The organism is Aquimarina sp. RZ0, from assembly GCF_008370685.1.
Taxonomy (GTDB): Bacteria; Bacteroidota; Bacteroidia; order Flavobacteriales; family Flavobacteriaceae; genus Aquimarina.
In genome coordinates, this window is sequence record NZ_VTZU01000020.1 from 28,454 (window position 1) to 46,429 (window position 17,976).

A 17,976-nucleotide genomic window follows, 5' to 3' on the forward strand; every position below is an offset into this window, starting at 1 on the left:
ATGATTATCTTTGCACACCCAATTCTGAATTCAGAATTAAAAAAATGGGGTCGACTGGTTTTGACAGCGAGATTAATGTGGTGGTAAGCACGCCGAGCTATGAGGTTAATGCTCGTTAATATCTACTTCACTTTTTTAAACGGCGATTCTCAAGAATTTGCCATGGCTGCATAATCCGAACTATAGTAGGATAATGCCTCGGTTCGCAAGGCGAACAAGCTGGCTGTCTCTCAAAAGCCTTGGTTTATGGCGATTGAATTAAAGACACCGTAAAAGTAGACCTAGAAACTGTAGGGTCTTGATACAGTTTTGAAATCAAATTGAGAATAAGCAGTGCGTTGGTAGTTTTTGGCCGGCAAGCTGACGAAAATCTAAACAAAAACTAAGCGTGTAGAAAGCTATTGAATTACTTGTTTGGACGAGGGTTCGAATCCCTCCGACTCCACCAAAAGAGAATCTTCATTTTGAAAATGAAGATTCTCTTTTTTATTTACGCCACAACTGCCTGATAATGATTTAATTGAATCAAAAATTAAATTCACTCTGGAAGTTCGAAATGTATCGTTTTTAAAGTCATACAAGATTCCATCAGGAAATACCATGAATTGAACTGCTCTTTTGGTTTCGATATCTCCTGATTCCCATAATGATGGGAGGTTACAAGAATACTGCAACCCTAAATCCAATGCTTTTTCAAGGTTCGAACTCTTAAAATCATTTTTTTGGACTTCTTCTTCAATTTGATATTTTTCCTGCTCTAATTTACTTCTGAATTTATCATACTGATCTTTTGAAATTTCCTCAAAAACAAATCGTTCTTCTATTCTGTCCAATTTTGTTTGAAGTTGTCTTAATTCATCTTCCTTTCTTTTAATATCTTCTAACCGTTCTTTGTTCATTTCATAAAATGTGTAGGTCAAAATTTCTTTAAACGGAGGAATATATTTTGTATCTCTAAATGAAAAGGTGGTTAATAGTTCTTTAAATTTCCGGTGCATAATTTTAGCACTCTTATTCTCCTTGCTTCCTTTTCTTCTGTTTTTATAGTAATATAATCCTTTTTTTCTGACAATATAACCCGTGTATGGAGTATTGCAAGTAGATGATCGAACAAACATTTTTAAAGGAAGGTTTTCATCCTCTAAAGTATATTTAACTCCATCCTTTCTAGATTGCAATAGATTATGTATTTTTAGAAACGTTTCTTTTGAGATCATTGCTTCATGTTTCCCCTCTATTACTTCTCCTGGAACTATAGAATTTACAATAACACCACAATAAAAAGGATTTCTAAAATATTTACTTAGCTTTTTATCCGTTACATTCAATCCTTTCTCTTTGAGTTTTTTTGCAATCTCAGTATGTGCCATATTGTGTTCCGCTTTCCATAGAAAAGCTTTTCGCAATAATTTTCCTTCTTCATTTACTACATGATTTGGTATTTTACCATTACCTGGATTTAAATTGGTGTATCCGAAAGGAGTTGCACCAATCCAATACCCCTTGCGCACTTTACTTTGCATTCCTGTAACACATTTATCTCTTCTCTGATTATTATCAAACTGTCCCCAGAGATAAAACATATTCTGTTGAAATTCACCAGATGAAGACCAAGGATCTAAGTCTTGAGTGGCTGATAAGGTGACAATACCTTGTTTCTTTAATTGATCGCTAATATAAGCTCCATTAGCACCTGTTCTCGAAAAGCGTTCGTATGAATAGACAATAATATAAGATATATCCTTTTTACGTTTAACATAATTCAACATTTTAGTAAACTCTTTACGCTCATCACTTTTGGCCGATTCATAAGTCCCTCCAAAATAGGATGCAATTACAATTCCTTTGCGTTTTGCTAAGAGTTCGCAGTACACTTTTTGAGTTTCCAAACTAGCTCCATTATCCATTTGATCTTTTGAAGAAACTCTGGTATAAATCACCGCTTTTCCATCTGCTTTAAATACAGTTGAACTTCCTTTCTTGGCAAAGCCATTAAACATTGATAAATCCTTCATTACTTTTCTCTCTTGGTTATGTACCTAATAATAATTTTGGCAAAATTTTCTAATTGTTGAATCGCCTCTTTTGCTTTCTGATCCGTGTAGGTTTCAAATCCTTTAAAAGTCCTTAGTCTTTCTGCTGTCATTCTTTGAACTCCTGAAACCTTTTCTTTTTTCTTCCTTACTTCATTATCCTTTAACATTCTCGTTTTCCATAGCCTTACTCCGATTGCATCGTCGGTCATAAGGTGGGTTTGTACTCTTTCGGCTTGTAGCGGCCGTATTTCTAACTACTCCATGTTCGTGTTTTTATATTGTTGAATAATCTGTTCTATTTTTAGTTCGAAAACAAATAATGATAACATTTTCCAAATTAAAGTATCTAATCTCAAAGAAAAATGATGACCAATATTATTATCATATATCTCCCCAATAAAAGTCGCTCTATCCAAAATTTTTATTGTATTATCATTCAGAAACACTAAAAACATAACTTGATTCTTACTAATAATATCCTGAATAATTGTTTCGAATAAAATACGCTCCTCCTTTATGTTTACTGCATTTTCTCTAAAACTATTAAATAGATACTTTTTTATTTCTTTAATGGTCAAATTACTAATCCTAAAGGCTCGGATTTCAGTAATAATTCTGATCCATAAAGCTTCATAAAAACTAAAACTACTCTTCATTCCACTGGCAGCATACTTTCTATGATCGTCTATCAACCCAATTTCTTTCCAATGGTGCACTTGTCTATTGGTTACAAAAGAAAGGTGTTCTGATCTGAACAATTTTTCAGACAACAACTCTTGCAGGCTTTCTTGTTCGTCGGATTGTGGATCGAACATTATTTTTGATTTTATTCAACATTTCACACGAATATACTAATAAATTACGATATCGTAATTTAACATTTTAAAACCTCCTATATCTCCTCATTTCTTCCTCTTCTAAAGGTTCATTAGGATTTGTTTGGCTTAATGAGAAAAAATATCGCAAGGGTATAGTTACCATAAATTTTGACTCATTGAAAATAGGTTTGATAGTAATTAAATGCCAATATGTGTGACGCATTAAAGTCTGTAAACCATTGGTGATTGATTTCATTCGATATGGCGACTTTTTGTATATATCAGAAGAACCAATGTAAAGTAAAGGTAAATTATCCACGTCAATAGTTTTACCTTCTTTTATATATTGATTTAAGAGGATTTTGTAGCGGTTACAAAGCTGATAAAGGACATAACTATTTCCTCTTCTCAATAACCAACTGTGAACTGGCTCAAATTTATTGGAGTCTTGTATTTCTCTCCAAAGTAATCGATAGTTGACGAATAAACGATGTTGTTTCATAATAATAGTTTTTAAAAAAATTAATAATGTAATACTCTGAACTGCACGGTTATTTTACTTGGTAAGTATAAGCCCCATGGGTTCTGCAATAAAGATGTACGATGAACTTACATGAATATCATAATAGCCTTTTGAATGTCTTGGTATTGGCAGTTCGATCTGTAGTACATCTAAATCCTTTAACTTCTGAAGGTGTTTTTTGATTGTACTTGTACCATACCCTGCAAGTTTTCCTATTCTAAAAGCATCAATAGTAAGCCTTCTTTCAAGAAAATCCTCATCTACCACAGAAGGCTTGCGATTTATATATTGTTCATACAGATTAAGTGTACAAATAAGCGTGTCAATATGCGCTCCTTTGATCTTGTCTTCAACCGCTCTAGTCCAATTATATTTTTCGATAATTTTCCATACCTTTTCGTAGTCGACAAAATATTCCTGCCTCTCTGATTCAATTTCTCTTAATGTCATTTTTGTATGTTTTAATAATTAAAGAAGTTAAAACTGAGAAATTACATTCAAAAATCTACGTACCTTTTGTGTTCCGCGGGACGTAAAAAAATATCTTTGTAGCATCCGCGGGCACTACGAGCTACCCAAGCGGTACGAAAATAATTTCACCTATTTATGGTAGTTGTCAGAATTACTGAAAAAAGCGATTTTTTAATATTTCTCAATCATTAAACTTCTTATTGTATCTATTACATATTTCAATAACCTTTAGGATCCTTTGGTATTAAAACTGAAGTAAAGTTATAGAACTGGAAATAGAATTCATTGCACAACTTTTACTCCCCTGTTTCAAAAAACAGAAAAAAGGAGGTTTAATAATAGCTGACAGATGTTAAGGTGTAGTAAAACTTTTTTAAAGGAGGTTTTTAACGACTCTAAAATTGTTTAAAAAGGCTTTTTTTGATCAAAATACCGCATCTAAAATTGTAAGATAAAGAGAAAATAAATTGACTTAAAAGTTATTAGAATAAAGCGTTTTGATCATTATAGTCTTTTAAAGAAAAATAATACATCTCTAAAAGACCGAAAATATAAGAACTTACGAAGTTGTCTATAAATGAAGAATATAATATTCAATTAATTACTAGTTTTAAAATTTAAAGCTACAACTTCTTTTTAGAGAGTAAGACAATGCTTAAAAAATGTATTTAAGCGCAAGATTTTTATGCAATAATAGTCTTGTTAGTATTTATTAAGGTAAAAACTTCTTCTTGGAAATATTTTTACCATTAAAAACCTATCCTATAATACTTGATTATCGAGTGAAAAGAAAACTATTGATTAAAAACATATTTGGATGCTACAATTAGTAGGAAAAATTTTTAAGTCTTTTATTTTTCAAATACAAAAATACCTGAGTGGAAGTTTTTTATCTATGTAATTAATAACTATAGAATTTAATAGAGCTTAAACTATCGAGCGAATAAATTTAAAGTCAAAATAGAGTAGTTCAAAAGACAAATTTTAAAAATTTAACCGAAAAGAGAGTTTTACTGAACATTCACCTTAATAGCATAATAATCTTACCCTCTTCTACTAGTCTCACAATTTCCTTATTTAACAATGATTAAAAGCAATATTAACACAAAACATTTTTACAAATTATAATCTTTAAATCTAAAACTGCATTAATAGGAATATGATGAATAAATAGTAGTCAATCTCTCCAAATGAATCTGAAAAATCCTTTTGAACAGGTTTAGAATTTGATGATCATACAGGATCAATTCTCGGGAAATTTGAGTATTACCACCTTCTGTTTTAAATACACAGCTTATAAATTTATACGACACGCTAGTAATGTGCAATTTAATCAATTTTAAACGACTACAAACGTTTAAAAAATAAAAGATTAACAATAAATGATATGATAGGTATTTCCAAAAAAACTTGGGAAAGAATTTACTCCAGCTATTTAAAAAATTTCTTCAAAGTCAATCCGTGGATATCCATTATTCGAATTAAGGTTTCTATCGTAAAATTATCACCTACCTTAAACTATTTTTTTAGCAAAGTGATCTCCTCCAAATAGATAGGACAGATTAGAATTAGAGAATTCTGAGCAAATAAATTTGTAATTTTAAACTATTATTTGCTTATGAAACGATCAAAATTTAGCGAATCACAGATTGTTTTTGCCATTAAACAGGCAGAGACTGGGACACGAATATCGGAGATATGTCGTAAAATGGGTATTTCTGAAGCTACCTTCTACAATTGGAAAAAGAAATATGGTGGTTTAGGTGTTTCAGAACTCAGAAGATTGAAGAATTTAGAAGAGGAGAATTCTCAATTAAAAAAGTTAGTGGCTGATCTTAGTCTTGATAAACAGATTCTACAAGATGTTTTGAAAAAAGTTTTAAGACCTTCTCGAAAGCGGGAGATGGTCGGTAACATTAGGATGGAGTATAATATCTCTATCAACCGTTGCTGTAGATTAGTTTTATTGGCAAGGAGTATGTACTATTACAAAAGTAAGGACCGAGATGATGAGTTTTTACGAATGCGAATGAAGGAGATTGCTGCAGTAAGAGTACGTTATGGTTTTTGGCGTATTCATATATTACTTAGACGAGAAGGTTTTATGGATAATCATAAACGTATGTATCGGGTATACTGTGAAGAAGGATTAAACCTTCGCAGCAAACGCGTCCTAAACGAAATCGATCTGCAGCCCATAGGATACCTAAAGAGGGCAATGCTTCTAGTTTACACTAGTGTTGGAGTATGGATTTTGTTTCTGATCAGTTGTATAATGGTCATCGTTTTAGGGCTTTAATTGTAGTAGATAATTTTAGCCGTAAATGTTTGGCTATTCAGGCAGGAAAATCACTAAAAGGGAGTGATATGGTGGGTTTAATGAATCGTATAACTGAATATTCCAAATGCCTTCCTAAACGTATTAAAGTTGATAATGGAAGTGAATCTATTAGTAAATTTTTGGATAAATGGGCTTACCAAAACAAAGTAGAATTAGATTTCTCTAGACCTGGAAAACCAACAGATAACCCTTATATTGAAAGTTTCAACGGTTCATTTAAAGATGAATGTCTTAATGCAAATTGGTTCTTTTCTTTGGAAGATGCACAAGAAAAGTTCGATATTTGGAGAGAAGATTATAATAGCTTCAGACCACATAGTTCATTGGGGGACATGTCCCCCAATGAATATATTAAAAAGAGTAAAAATAGCTCGGATTTTCTACTTTCAACCAGTACCTAGATATGAGAGGAGGTCACTATGCCCAGATTTTGATTTGTTCCAGTATTGGTCTCATTTTCTTACCCCGTAGTGCCTTTCTTTTCTCAAAATTGTTGCACTTCATCTTTGATAGCTCTTTCCTGCATAGCCCATAGAAAACAAAGGTGTTTGGATATTGAGGCTATTTTTTGAAATATAAAACAAAATATCCGCTTCAAAAGATTTATGTTGAGAGGAACGGAAAAAGTAGACATCGAATTTGGGTTGATTTGCAATGACTCACAATTTAAAAAAAAAGTAGGTGTAAGAGTATAAAAGCTCATCAACAAATAAAACTGATAATGAACACCTTACAACTTTTTTGAAGTCAAAAACTCCAAAATAGAAAATAACTCAAAACAAAAAACTGCCTAAATCTTTTTAGATAACCTCATGAATATGTTGAAAAGGAGAGTGCAAATAGCTCAGATTTTCTACGTTTAACCAGTACCTAGTTTTGCGAGGAGATCAATTAATTTTTTCTTCTCTAATAAGTAAGACATTACATTATAGTTCTAAAGATTAATCTCATTTACTCCTTTATTTTCAACAAATATATTTGGATAATGAGTTTTAGCATTATCGAAAATAAATTCAAGCGGTACATCTTCAAAATGACCATAATCCTCTAAATATTCCATAAATACTTTTCCTTCATTATTAAACTCCTGGAATATAGAATCATTCTCACCATCAAATTCTAAAGGCTCTACCCTGCATATTCGACATAATTCTTTATTAAATGCTGGAGAGACTTTCAACCATTGACCATTTAGATATAGATCAACCATCCCGTGAGGTGTAAGTTCGTTAGTACCGAATTTCTTGACTAATCTTTCTACTCCAATGTGATTTTTTACTTTGGCTAAATGAATTCTTGCAGGAATTTTTAATGCCCTTAAACAGGCTATTAACAAAATAGACTTATCTACACAATGAGTTCTATTTTTATTAGCAATAGAACTCGCTTTATAGCTTTCTTTTGACAAATTAATAGTGTAAGGATAATACTTCCAAAAATCTCTAATTTTAAGATATAGGAGTTTAGACTTTTCTTTTGGAGTTAAAGCATCCGTATTAAATTCATCGATAATTTCCTGAATCTCATCAGTTTCATAATCAAAGTAATAAGTAGAGGCTAAATAATCCATATTTATTTTTAATTTGTAATCAATGACCTTTGCATAACTCAATAATTTATTGCAGATATACACTTTTTAAACTATTGTAAACACTACAACTATTATTAATTAGGACTTATCGTGTGTTTGTAGTACAATACCATATCTAAATGTAGAAAAAAATAATTGTACTACAAATTCTTTCAATCAAAAATTGAATACGAAGTGATTTAAACTTTTATGTTTTTTCTTTTTTCAATTTTTTTGATTGCTATCACAAAGAATGCTAGGTAGTTAAAACCTTTCCAGCTTTCTGTTGTTGTATCAAATCGATTGAGTAAAGAACTGAAGCTGTCCATTCACGCATTAGTACGTTCTATTATATAACGCTGGTCATATAATTTTTGATCAAAATATTCTTCTCTATTCTGAGTATTTCCATTGCGTTTATTAAAACATACATTAGCATTGATTTCTTTTTTTGCACAGAAATCTCTAAATGTTTTTGAATCAAAACCTGCGTCGGCATTTAGAAACAAACCTTCAATTGGAATATCTGCTTCTTTTAAAGAGGCAGTTACCACCTCAAACTGTACCTCAATATCATTAAGATCATTATGATTACCAGATATAGGTTCACTCATAGCTAATGGTACCCCTTGTCTGTCAGTAAGGTAGAGTGCATTGGTAGTTTTACGTTTTTTCTGTCCTTGATAATCAACCTCTTGCCTCCTCGTATAGCAGGGGTATGACTACCATCTAAATCCACGCTGGAGAGATCAAGTTGTTGCTTGTGGAGTTTTAAGAATTTAAGCCAACTATCTTTCAAGGTATCAGATAAACACCATTTTCTGTAATGATAATAGACAGCGTTCCAACTTAAAACATTCTTCTCAAACAACGCTTTAACTGGTAATTGATTCCATGGTAGACCTGTTTTTAGCTTATAGAGTATTGCATTGATAAGCTCAACCAAGGGCATTGTTGGAGGAAAGCCTTGTTTTGTTTTTGGAATAAAAGGTACTATTTCCATTTCAATTGTATCTTTGTCTAGAACTGTGTACATAATGGGTCGACTTTAGAGATTTACGTGTGGTAACGAAAATATCTACAACCCATTTTTATTGCTTCTAAAAGTTTAAATCACTTCTACATCAAAAAAGTTTGAAATTTCCTTCTAGAAATCCAGCCTCTAAAAAAATTAGCGAACACTAATATTTCTTAATCTAACTTCCATTTATAATCTCCAATGAACTTATGTAAATCAAATCTTTTGTTGAATATGTCCTTTATTGATAGTGTTTTCTAATGCTTTCCAAAGGTGATCAAAATTACATTTAGTCTCTTTGGGAGATACAACAGAACAAACAAAATTATTTACATGACTGGAAGTAGATTTATACTGTGTAAAATATTTAAATGTTGTTATATATTTAGTGTCTATTTTTTCTAAAGATTTAATTTCAAATAATTTAAAATCTACGGTAAGACCTGTTTTTAAAATTTTTGACAAAGCTTCTTTAATGGTCCAAATCAAAGTGTATCCAACTGATATAGACAAAGAAATTTTTGATATTAACTCTTGCTCTTCTTTGCTGATTATACTTTTCATTGTTTTTATTTTGTCTTCACTTATTTTTTCAATATCTATTCCTAATGGATGTTTTTCTGGAAATGCTAAAGAAACACCAACGTTTTCGCAATGACTTATACAAACTTGAACATTTTGATTTTTTACATATTTTACCACTGGAAATTTAAAGACCCCAAAATCTATCGATATATGCTGACCATTTTTTTCATTTATAAGAAACTCTAAGATCGCTTTTTTTGCTGAGACTCTACCCAATAGATAACTTAACTTTCGTCTTTCAAATCTCAACGTTTTATAATACTCTATTTCTTCCGGATGCAATAAATTCGTATCTATTATAAATTCTTGTAAGTTTTTATTAATAATACAAAAACCCGCATTAAAATTATTATACTCTCTTCTTAAGAGGACTCTACCTTTATACATTGACTTAGGATTAAAATATACTTTTAATTGGTCAAATCGTAATTTAATAGTAACTCAAATTAGACTTTCCTTTTAGCTTTTTAATATACATATAATGAATACTGAATCGTTGAATGCCTTTGACAGGCCATATTTGTTAAAATAATTATAGTCATCTTCTCCTAGCCGAGTCAGCTTTTTTTAAATAAGGTCCTGTTCAATTTTTAGATTGCACTGAAATTTTCTGCCTGAAGGGCACGGCATTATAGAAAATCAGTATAATATTGTATACAAAAAACACAATTTTCAGGAAAAGTATGTATGGAACTATTTCGATTTTTATCATATTTTCAATTAAGTATTATAACTATAAAGGGTTGCTTAGTTTGAGTACTATTTAGAAATATAAATCTTAATAAACTATTTTGGACATAAAAGGTGTAATCAACTCAATTCATAACTCATTATTTAGTATTTTTTTTAATTTTTCTATTTGAACAAATTCTTTTTTAAAAGAAGTCATTATCTTAAAAGTTTTAGATTTTGAGAATACATCTAAATTATTTTTTACAAAGTTTGAACCCGTTCCAGAGGGACCAAGATCAATATACAAACATGTTCCTTTGCTTTCAACATAATCTATTAATTTCGGATAATTAGTAGTAACAGTTACAACTTCACTAAAATAATCCTGTGATATCTTAACATCAACTTCTTTACACCTAGATCCAGAAATAAATTTCAATTTGGGTTTATTTAATGGTGAGATAATATTCATATAATACCTAAAATTATTTAACGATTCAGGTATCAAAGGTGAATGAAAAGGCACCTGTACCGCAAGGCGAAAAAACTGAATATTGTATTCTTCTAATTCTGACTGGCAAGCACTTATATTTTGGAGCATTCCTGAGATAGTAAAATGATCTTCAAAATTATGTGCTGCCAGAAATAGAGAATATTTAGTACAAATATTTTCAACAAAACCCTTATCCTGATTAATTATTACTAACATGCCTCCTTCAATATTACTATTAATAATCGATTTAGCTTGTTCAATAGATGCATTAATGGCGGTACTAGCATCCCATATTCCACAAACTACTCCTGCAGCAAATTCTCCTAAACTACTTCCAAATGTATAATCTGGTACTATCCCCATACTTTTTAAGAGCTCATAAATAGCAATTTCTATAGAAACTATAGCGGGATGAGTAATCAATAAATCATCAAAGTTTTCCTCTTTGGAATAATATAATTCATTTATCAATGATCTATTAATATTTTTCTTGATGATTACTTCACTCTTCTCCAAACTGGTTTTAAAAACTTTATTTCCTTCATATAGTTTATACCCCATTCCTCTATAATGGCTTCCTTGCCCAGAAAAATGAAATATTAATTTACGATCTTTCATCCTATAATAAATCACTATTTACTATAAATAATGGTTCTCCAAACCCAACTGGAGAACCTTCTTTCAAAAATATTTTTATAATTTCTCCAGATATTTCACTTTTTAACTCATTAAAAAGTTTTAACGACTCTACTAAACAAAGCAAATCTCCCTTTCTTATTTTTCCACCAACTTTTATACAATTAGATGTATTTATTGATGGTAAAAAAAAGGTTCCAATAAAAGGGGATTTAACAACAATATTTGTTGTTACTTTCATAGATAGAGTTTCATTTTTTATAAATCGAGTTGTCTCTTTGTTCTCAATATCATTATTGCATAATAATGATAACTTATTTTTATTCAATATCGATTTTACATTCTGTTTCGTCTTATTTCCTGTATTAGATTTTACCTTTATTTTTACATCATCATAATCCAACTTAAAATCGATCACTTCAGAACTAATAACAGATGAAATCAAGTTTTTAACTTCTTTCAAATTCATATTTTATTATTTAAAAAATATATAATTAAATAGATACCTAAACTAACATAGGTGGTAAGAAATTAAAGTCAATGTTTTTCAGCTGAAAAATTCAATCGAAAACAAGTAACTCCCTAAAAATTCAGTATATTATAATACCCCCTATTAAATTATTTCAAAGGTTCTTATATATTCCAAGTAAAAGAAAAATGATTCAATTTATAACAAAACTTAAGCAACATGTTGGAATTTATATTCCCCCAATTAAAACAATAACTTCTATTATTACTTCTGCCAGGGAAACCTGTTTTTTTGGACAAAATTATTGATATTATCCTGTATTCGTTCTGAATTTAATAAAGTAGTGATTCTATTGACCGCAAGTTCTTGTGTTTTATCATTGATTATCCACAACTTTGACATATAATCTTTTAAATCCATTATAGTCTGTGTTTCCAATCTATTTAATCTAATAAGGTTTCTTCTTATTAAATCATTAATATCCGAGCCCTTCTCATCAACCAAACCAATTTGATAAGCTCTTTGGCAAGAAATATACTGTGTTGTAAGTGCCATCCATTGTGCTTTTTGAAAACCAATTCTACGTATTAAAAAAGGCATTACACAGGCCGGAAGTAAGCCAAAAAGTGCTTCGGACAAAGAAAAAGTAGCATTATCATCCGCTAAAACAATATCACTAGAAGCTATAAGACCTATGCCTCCTGCATTTACTTTCCCTTTTACTTTAGTAATTATTATTTTAGAGCAAGAGGTTATAAATTTAAGCATATTATAGTAGTCATTAGGATTATTATTAATACCTGAATTTGCGTTTACGCTATTTACAGCATTAAAATCCATTCCGGTACAAAAAACACGATCATTACCTTCTAGTATAATAACTTTGATGGATTTATTTTGTTCTGCGTTGGTTAATACATTCAATATCTCATTTATTAATATATCATTAATGCTGTTATCAAATTCGGGGCGAAAAAGTTGAATAGTAATAACTCCTCTATGCTCCGCTACTCTTATTGTTCTATAATTTGGAGTATCCTCTATTACACCCATGAGTATATTCTATGAAAATTCTTTATCTCCGAGAAAACAAGTCTATTCTTTCCTTTAACAAGGTTAAATGATTTTGGAAACATTGTATAGTCTACCTTGTAAAATTCTGTTCCAAATTTAAGATCTTCATTAAACTTAAAGGTGTTTTCATATTCCTCGATTGATAATATATATCGATCATTAAGATGCTTATCCAGTTCAAATTGGCGCAATTTTTCTTGAGATTTAGAAGTTACAATCCCACTATAGAACTCTGAACAGCAGCCTGATCCGTATGAAAATACGCCTATACGCTTTGGAGTATCAAAATCTCCATTATCAATTGTACTAGCCAATGCCAAATGAGTAGTTGCTCCCATTATGTTACCAACTTTTTGACAATAATTGAGAGATGGTAAAACTCTTTTTTGGAAATCTGCTTCTATTTGGTGTGGAGAAGCTTTTTTAAATTTTCTCATATTAGTCCTATGTGCCCCTTTTACCATTCCCCCAAATGGAGTATGAAAAGAAAGATAATCAAAAGAAGAAAGGTAGTCAGCCTCTATCACCCTTTTCTGGTATTCTTTAAAAGCATTTTCACAACAATCTAAATATGATAGTAATGATAAATCTGCATCTCCTGCTTCCTTATCTGGAACTGGACGACAAGTATCCATAACCTCATAACCATAATATCCATTTGCTCCTACATCAACCTGAAAAATTGTAGGTTTATCACTCACAAGTATTGCTACTGCCCCTGTTCCAGTACTTGGTTCTGCAAATGACATCTTATTAGATTCGTCAACAACACTAGTTCGCATAATATCGGTACATATGACTAATGCTTTTCTGCCTATCGATGTTTGAGATAGAATATAATTAACTGCCATTTGAAAACCTGCTGTACCAGAGTAACAAGCGTTCTTAAGTTCTAATAATCTACAATTCCTATTTAATTTTAAATAATGATGTATGTAAGTACTCATAGATTTACCAAAATCTATTCCAGATTCTGTACAGGTAATTACAAGATCAATATTGTCTTTTTCTTCATCTGAAAGGGTGTCTAAAATTGGTTTTGCTGCATTTACTCCATTTGAAATAGGATCTTCATAAGGCATTGGAACCGATTTATATTTCATTAGTAAATTTTCAAATCTATCCATATTTAGGCCTCTTGCTTTAGCAAGATCAACGACATCCAATGCTGCTGATCCACAATAGATATTCATTGCTTCAATTCCTACATTCATTGTTATTAGTTATTTTTTAATGATTATGGAGGTATTAATGCCGCCAAAACCAAAACTATTATTCATAGCATAGTTAATATTCATTTTTCTTGGTGTATTTTTTATCCAATCAATATCGTCACTGATTGCTTTCTCCAAATTATGAGTCGGATGAAGAAAACCTTCTTGAATTTGGATCAAACTTGCAATGCTTTCTACCAGACCTGAAGCCGATAAGGAATGTCCTATCAATGATTTAGTACTATTCGCCTTAACATTTTCCAAACCTATGGAAAGTAATGCCTCTACTTCTGTAAGATCACCAACAATTGAACCGCTACCGTGAGTATTTACATAATCTATTTGTTTGCTACAGATACCTGCATTTTTAAGTGCAGATTGCATTGCTTTCTGTTCCCCCTCTTTAGATGGGTTAGGGTTTCTATTAGCATCCAGATTTATACCATAACCTTCGATAGAACCATAAAATTCTCCCCCTCTATTTAATACACTTTCTTTTGATTCTAGAATCAAGCATCCAGCAGACTGTCCATACACAAATCCATTATGTCGATCATCAAATGGTCTATAGATATTAGAAATTTTTGAATTTTTTTCTATTCTAGACATAGCACCTAAAGCAGTAAAACCCTGATATTCGTATAAAGAGATATCCATCAATGGAGCTACAACAATAACTACATCATATTCATTACTTGCTATCAATCTACTTCCTTGAATGATCCCCATATTTCCACTTGCGCTGGCTGCACTAATGGAATGACCTTCTCCTTTTACACCTAATAATTCAGAAAGAATACCTATCAAATCAGTATCGAAAAAGTTAAGCCCGTAATTAGGGTTAAGAAACTGTAACTTATCTGCATATTTTTCCTGTATATCTTGTAAAGTAGATTGTTGTGTATTACTACCACATGACACAATTGCTATTCTAGTCAAATCAAAACCTCTAGTTAAACCAGAATCATTCCAAGCTTCAAGTGCACAATAAATTCCAAAAGCATTACTTTTTGAAATATGTCTTAACTTCTTTGCTTTATTTATCAAATCGCTATCTAGATTAATTTTTTCAATTTGCTTTCTAAAATCAAAATCTACTATTTTAGCGATAGGGTATTTATATAAGGCGGCGTTTTTTTCGAAAGATATTGTTGAAAAATTTGCAGTTTCTTTTCTCAATGCTTCCGAAAATGAGTCTAAGCCAATACCTATAGGAGTTATCACCCCCATACCGGTCACTACAATATTATTCGTCATTAGATTCATTCTTATCTTGTTCTCATCTTTTGAGATAACAAATCTGCCAACTCTCCCAGATTATTTGCAGAATGAAATTCAAAACGGTTAGATTGCAATTCTAAATCTTCAATAGTCTTTTCAATTAATTCTGCTCTTCCTACCGAACCTACTCCAAGAAGACATAACCTAGAATCGTAGGCAATATCTTCTTCTTTTATGTCAGGGACAATTGTCTTCAAATTATTTGTGATCAGCAAAAAAACTTCATTAGTATTCATAGCATTCTTTTTTTGCTTATCAAATCGGCTAATTCATTTATTGTTTGAACACCTACAAATTCAATTCGCGAAATATCATAGTCGAGACGTTCAAGAGTAAGGGTAATTAATTCCCCTCTATCTATTGAATTTGCTCCCAAATCAGTCAAAGTATCATCATTTGAGATTTCTTTCCCTTCCAAATCAGGAATAATTTCCAGGAGATTTCTTCTAATAAGATTTATAATTTCTGGTTTCATCTATATAATTAATTATTGTTTTCTTTTGGTATATTTCCTAAAATTATAGCTGCCTCTTTCATCATTTTAGCACCTATAATATTGGAATGACGGTTTTTCCAACTTTCAAGTTCTGTTCCCTTAACCCACTGATTAAATGCTCCTAAGGCAGGACCTGTATGTATTTGAAAATTCACTTTTTCATCTGCATTGGCTTGAAAGGATAATTTACTACTATACCCAAAATACCATCTAAATACGAGTGCCATTTTTTTCTTTGAATTTTGCTCTGCTTCTTCAATTATTGCATGCTTTCCCCGGTTTGTAAAGTAAGTTTGTGTCTCTTTCCATATACTATTTAGGGACTTTTTAAAATAGGATTTTTCCAATTGTAGTATTGTCTTTTCCGGGATTTCTTCAAGTGAATTATATTGACGATAAAGTGCATAAAGTTTATTTGCCCTCGCAGGGAACAAGACTCCTTTTTTTAGAACTTGAACTTTTGCTCCTATTTCAAACATATCTCCCGCTGGAGCATAATCTGTATCTTGAACATTAATATCTTGCAATAATTCTTTTGAAACATCACTTATTCCAGCTTCCACCGTACATTGATTGATAGAACCGGTCAAAACAAAGTCCGCTCCCATAACAAAAGCACATGCAACAGCCTGAGGGGTTCCTATACCTCCAGCTAAACCAATTCGAATCGATTCTCGGTAAAGAAACTTCTTCTCCAAATCTGTTTTTAAACTTTGTATTGATGGAAATAAAACCATAGCTACCCCTCCATCCGTATGTCCACCCGAGTCTGCTTCAACGCATATATCATGACACATTGGAACTTCTTTCGACATCATTGCTTGTTCCTCCGTAATAAGGCCCTCTTCCAATAATCTATTTACAATTCGCTTTGGAGCTGGGCTCATAAATTCTTCCGCTACTTCTGGTCTAGAGACCTTAGCCATTATTCTGTTTTTGCAAATAATATTACCATCGTCATCTCTCTCTAATCCTTTCAATCGAAAATAAACAAGCGGTAATGTAACTTGCATAAACGCAGAAGCTTCAATATTTCGAATTTTATATTTCAGATATAACTTTACTTCATTCATTTCTGCAACAGGATCTATAAGGTTATGTAACAGATTCATGCCATAAGGTTCTCTTTGCTTCAATTTTTGCTGAATGAATTTTATGTTTTCTTCTATTTCTTCTAAAGACAAACCGCCTGTTCCAAGAAAAGCAAGCATATTCGATTTCCCCATAAGTATTATAAGTTCTTTAGATGCAATACCTCTATACATAGCACCAACTACATAAGAATATTTGACTCCATAGACCTCACGAAAATCAGAACTCCCTAACTGAATACTAGAACTTGATTCTTTTTTGTATTGATTTTGTTCAGTTATTGGACTAATCTGTTTATCCAGATTACTATAAAATTTGTTTTCAGGTCTTTCGGGTTCTTCTATGATAGGAGTGCAATTATTCTTGATCTCGCTTACCATTTTGGCTAATATTACACTGTTTACTTCTTGATATTCGGTGACACCTTTTCCCATTAATAGTCGAATCATATTTATCCATTGAACTGGGCTACAAATTTGTTGACTTAGTAATTCTGAAATATTATGATCTTGATAAGGAAGTCCAGTTACGTTAGAAATAACAGTAGTTTTCAGAGAAGAGAATTTATAGTCCTTTAGAAAAAAGGAAAAGTTTTCGGCGGCAGGTTTCATATACCTAGAATGAAATGCAGCAGTCACAAATAATGGTATGATTTTTATATTTTGCTTATCAAAATCTTTTACAGCTCTATTAATAACATTCTGAGGTCCTGCAATTACAATTTGAGACGGAGTATTAAAATTTGCAATATCAATTTGATTGTATTTTTCGTCTTCTAATTTTCTTTGTAATTCATTTATATTAAGGCCAAGTACTGCTGCCATCCCTCCTCCAGATGCCTCGGCCATAAGTTCACCTCGTTTCTTCACCAACTTTAATCCTGTTAAAAAATCAAATGCTTCAGCTGCAAGTAATGCATTATACTCACCCAAACTATGACCAATTAAGTACTTTGGGTTTATATCTCTTTTCTGATAATGAGAAAGAGCGTTAACAACATATAATGCGGGTTGCGTAAACTGTGTTTTTGATAATTCTCTATTAGGATCTTTTAAACACAGCTCTTCTAAATCATAACCAAGAATATTAGAAGCTTGAATAACTTCATTTTTATAAGATTTGAACAAATCTTTACCCATGCCCCTATATTGGGACCCCTGGCCAGGGAACATAATTACTTTTCTCAT

15 protein-coding genes, 1 other RNA gene and 2 pseudogenes are annotated in these 17,976 nt (G+C 31.3%); 2 read left to right on the forward strand and 16 right to left on the reverse strand.

Annotated features, from left to right (window positions below; translation table 11 throughout):
- Nucleotides 1-46: 46 nt before the first annotated feature.
- Nucleotides 47-448, forward strand: a transfer-messenger RNA (tmRNA) gene (gene ssrA / locus F0000_RS09375).
- Here the strand turns inward: ssrA and F0000_RS27695 are convergent.
- The 5 genes from F0000_RS27695 to F0000_RS09400 all read right to left on the reverse strand — a co-directional run bounded on the left by F0000_RS27695 (nt 399) and on the right by F0000_RS09400 (nt 3,827).
- Nucleotides 399-2,015, reverse strand: coding sequence for a recombinase family protein (locus tag F0000_RS27695; protein WP_188112072.1), 1,617 nt, complete (start codon nt 2,013-2,015; stop codon nt 399-401). The genes ssrA and F0000_RS27695 overlap by 50 nt on opposite strands.
- A complete protein-coding gene (locus F0000_RS09385; RefSeq protein WP_149624463.1) occupies nt 2,015-2,245 on the reverse strand; it encodes a hypothetical protein in 231 nt (76 codons plus the stop codon). Before F0000_RS09385 ends, F0000_RS27695 begins: the two co-directional genes overlap by 1 nt.
- A 45-nt stretch (nt 2,246-2,290) precedes the next feature.
- The gene (locus tag F0000_RS09390) at nt 2,291-2,851 is read right to left on the reverse strand and encodes a hypothetical protein (RefSeq protein ID WP_149624464.1); all 561 of its coding nucleotides are present in this window, start codon (nt 2,849-2,851) and stop codon (nt 2,291-2,293) included.
- A gap of 67 nt (nt 2,852-2,918) precedes the next feature.
- Nucleotides 2,919-3,356, reverse strand: coding sequence for a hypothetical protein (locus F0000_RS09395; protein WP_149624465.1), 438 nt, complete (start codon nt 3,354-3,356; stop codon nt 2,919-2,921).
- A gap of 54 nt (nt 3,357-3,410) precedes the next feature.
- Nucleotides 3,411-3,827 carry a hypothetical protein gene (locus tag F0000_RS09400; protein ID WP_149624466.1) on the reverse strand — a complete coding sequence of 139 codons (417 nt, stop codon included), beginning with the start codon at nt 3,825-3,827 and terminating at the stop codon, nt 3,411-3,413.
- A 1,639-nt stretch (nt 3,828-5,466) separates the two neighbouring features.
- On the opposite strand from F0000_RS09400, the pseudogene F0000_RS09405 reads away from it, so the two are divergent.
- Nucleotides 5,467-6,590, forward strand: a pseudogene (locus F0000_RS09405) (IS3 family transposase).
- A gap of 533 nt (nt 6,591-7,123) precedes the next feature.
- Here F0000_RS09405 and F0000_RS09410 read toward each other — a convergent pair.
- The 11 genes and pseudogenes from F0000_RS09410 to fabD all read right to left on the reverse strand — a co-directional run bounded on the left by F0000_RS09410 (nt 7,124) and on the right by fabD (nt 17,976).
- Nucleotides 7,124-7,759, reverse strand: coding sequence for a transglutaminase family protein (locus F0000_RS09410; RefSeq protein WP_149624467.1), 636 nt, complete (start codon nt 7,757-7,759; stop codon nt 7,124-7,126).
- Between the two features lie 200 nt (nt 7,760-7,959).
- Nucleotides 7,960-8,795: pseudogene (locus tag F0000_RS09415) on the reverse strand (transposase).
- Nucleotides 8,796-8,993: 198 nt separating this feature from the next.
- Nucleotides 8,994-9,749, reverse strand: a complete 756-nt coding sequence (locus tag F0000_RS09420; RefSeq protein WP_149624468.1) for a 4'-phosphopantetheinyl transferase superfamily protein — start codon at nt 9,747-9,749, stop codon at nt 8,994-8,996.
- A gap of 433 nt (nt 9,750-10,182) precedes the next feature.
- Nucleotides 10,183-11,145 (reverse strand): acyltransferase domain-containing protein, encoded by a 963-nt coding sequence (locus F0000_RS09425; RefSeq protein ID WP_149624469.1) that lies wholly within the window; start codon nt 11,143-11,145, stop codon nt 10,183-10,185.
- Nucleotide 11,146: 1 nt separating this feature from the next.
- A complete protein-coding gene (locus tag F0000_RS09430) occupies nt 11,147-11,626 on the reverse strand; it encodes a biotin/lipoyl-containing protein (protein WP_223148889.1) in 480 nt (159 codons plus the stop codon).
- A gap of 270 nt (nt 11,627-11,896) precedes the next feature.
- Nucleotides 11,897-12,685: an enoyl-CoA hydratase/isomerase gene (locus F0000_RS09435; RefSeq protein ID WP_149624471.1), complete on the reverse strand. Its 789-nt coding sequence runs from the start codon at nt 12,683-12,685 to the stop codon at nt 11,897-11,899.
- Nucleotides 12,676-13,920 carry a hydroxymethylglutaryl-CoA synthase family protein gene (locus tag F0000_RS09440; RefSeq protein WP_149624472.1) on the reverse strand — a complete coding sequence of 415 codons (1,245 nt, stop codon included), beginning with the start codon at nt 13,918-13,920 and terminating at the stop codon, nt 12,676-12,678. Before F0000_RS09440 ends, F0000_RS09435 begins: the two co-directional genes overlap by 10 nt.
- A 9-nt stretch (nt 13,921-13,929) precedes the next feature.
- The gene (locus F0000_RS09445; protein WP_188112073.1) at nt 13,930-15,177 is read right to left on the reverse strand and encodes a beta-ketoacyl synthase N-terminal-like domain-containing protein; all 1,248 of its coding nucleotides are present in this window, start codon (nt 15,175-15,177) and stop codon (nt 13,930-13,932) included.
- Nucleotides 15,178-15,188: 11 nt separating this feature from the next.
- Nucleotides 15,189-15,437 (reverse strand): poly(3-hydroxyalkanoate) depolymerase, encoded by a 249-nt coding sequence (locus F0000_RS09450; RefSeq protein WP_149624474.1) that lies wholly within the window; start codon nt 15,435-15,437, stop codon nt 15,189-15,191.
- On the reverse strand, nt 15,434-15,676 hold the full coding sequence (locus F0000_RS09455) for an acyl carrier protein (RefSeq protein ID WP_149624475.1): 243 nt from the start codon (nt 15,674-15,676) through the stop codon (nt 15,434-15,436). The genes F0000_RS09450 and F0000_RS09455 overlap by 4 nt, the downstream gene beginning before the upstream one ends.
- Nucleotides 15,677-15,684: 8 nt before the next feature.
- The gene (gene fabD / locus F0000_RS09460) at nt 15,685-17,976 is read right to left on the reverse strand and encodes an ACP S-malonyltransferase (protein ID WP_223148890.1); all 2,292 of its coding nucleotides are present in this window, start codon (nt 17,974-17,976) and stop codon (nt 15,685-15,687) included.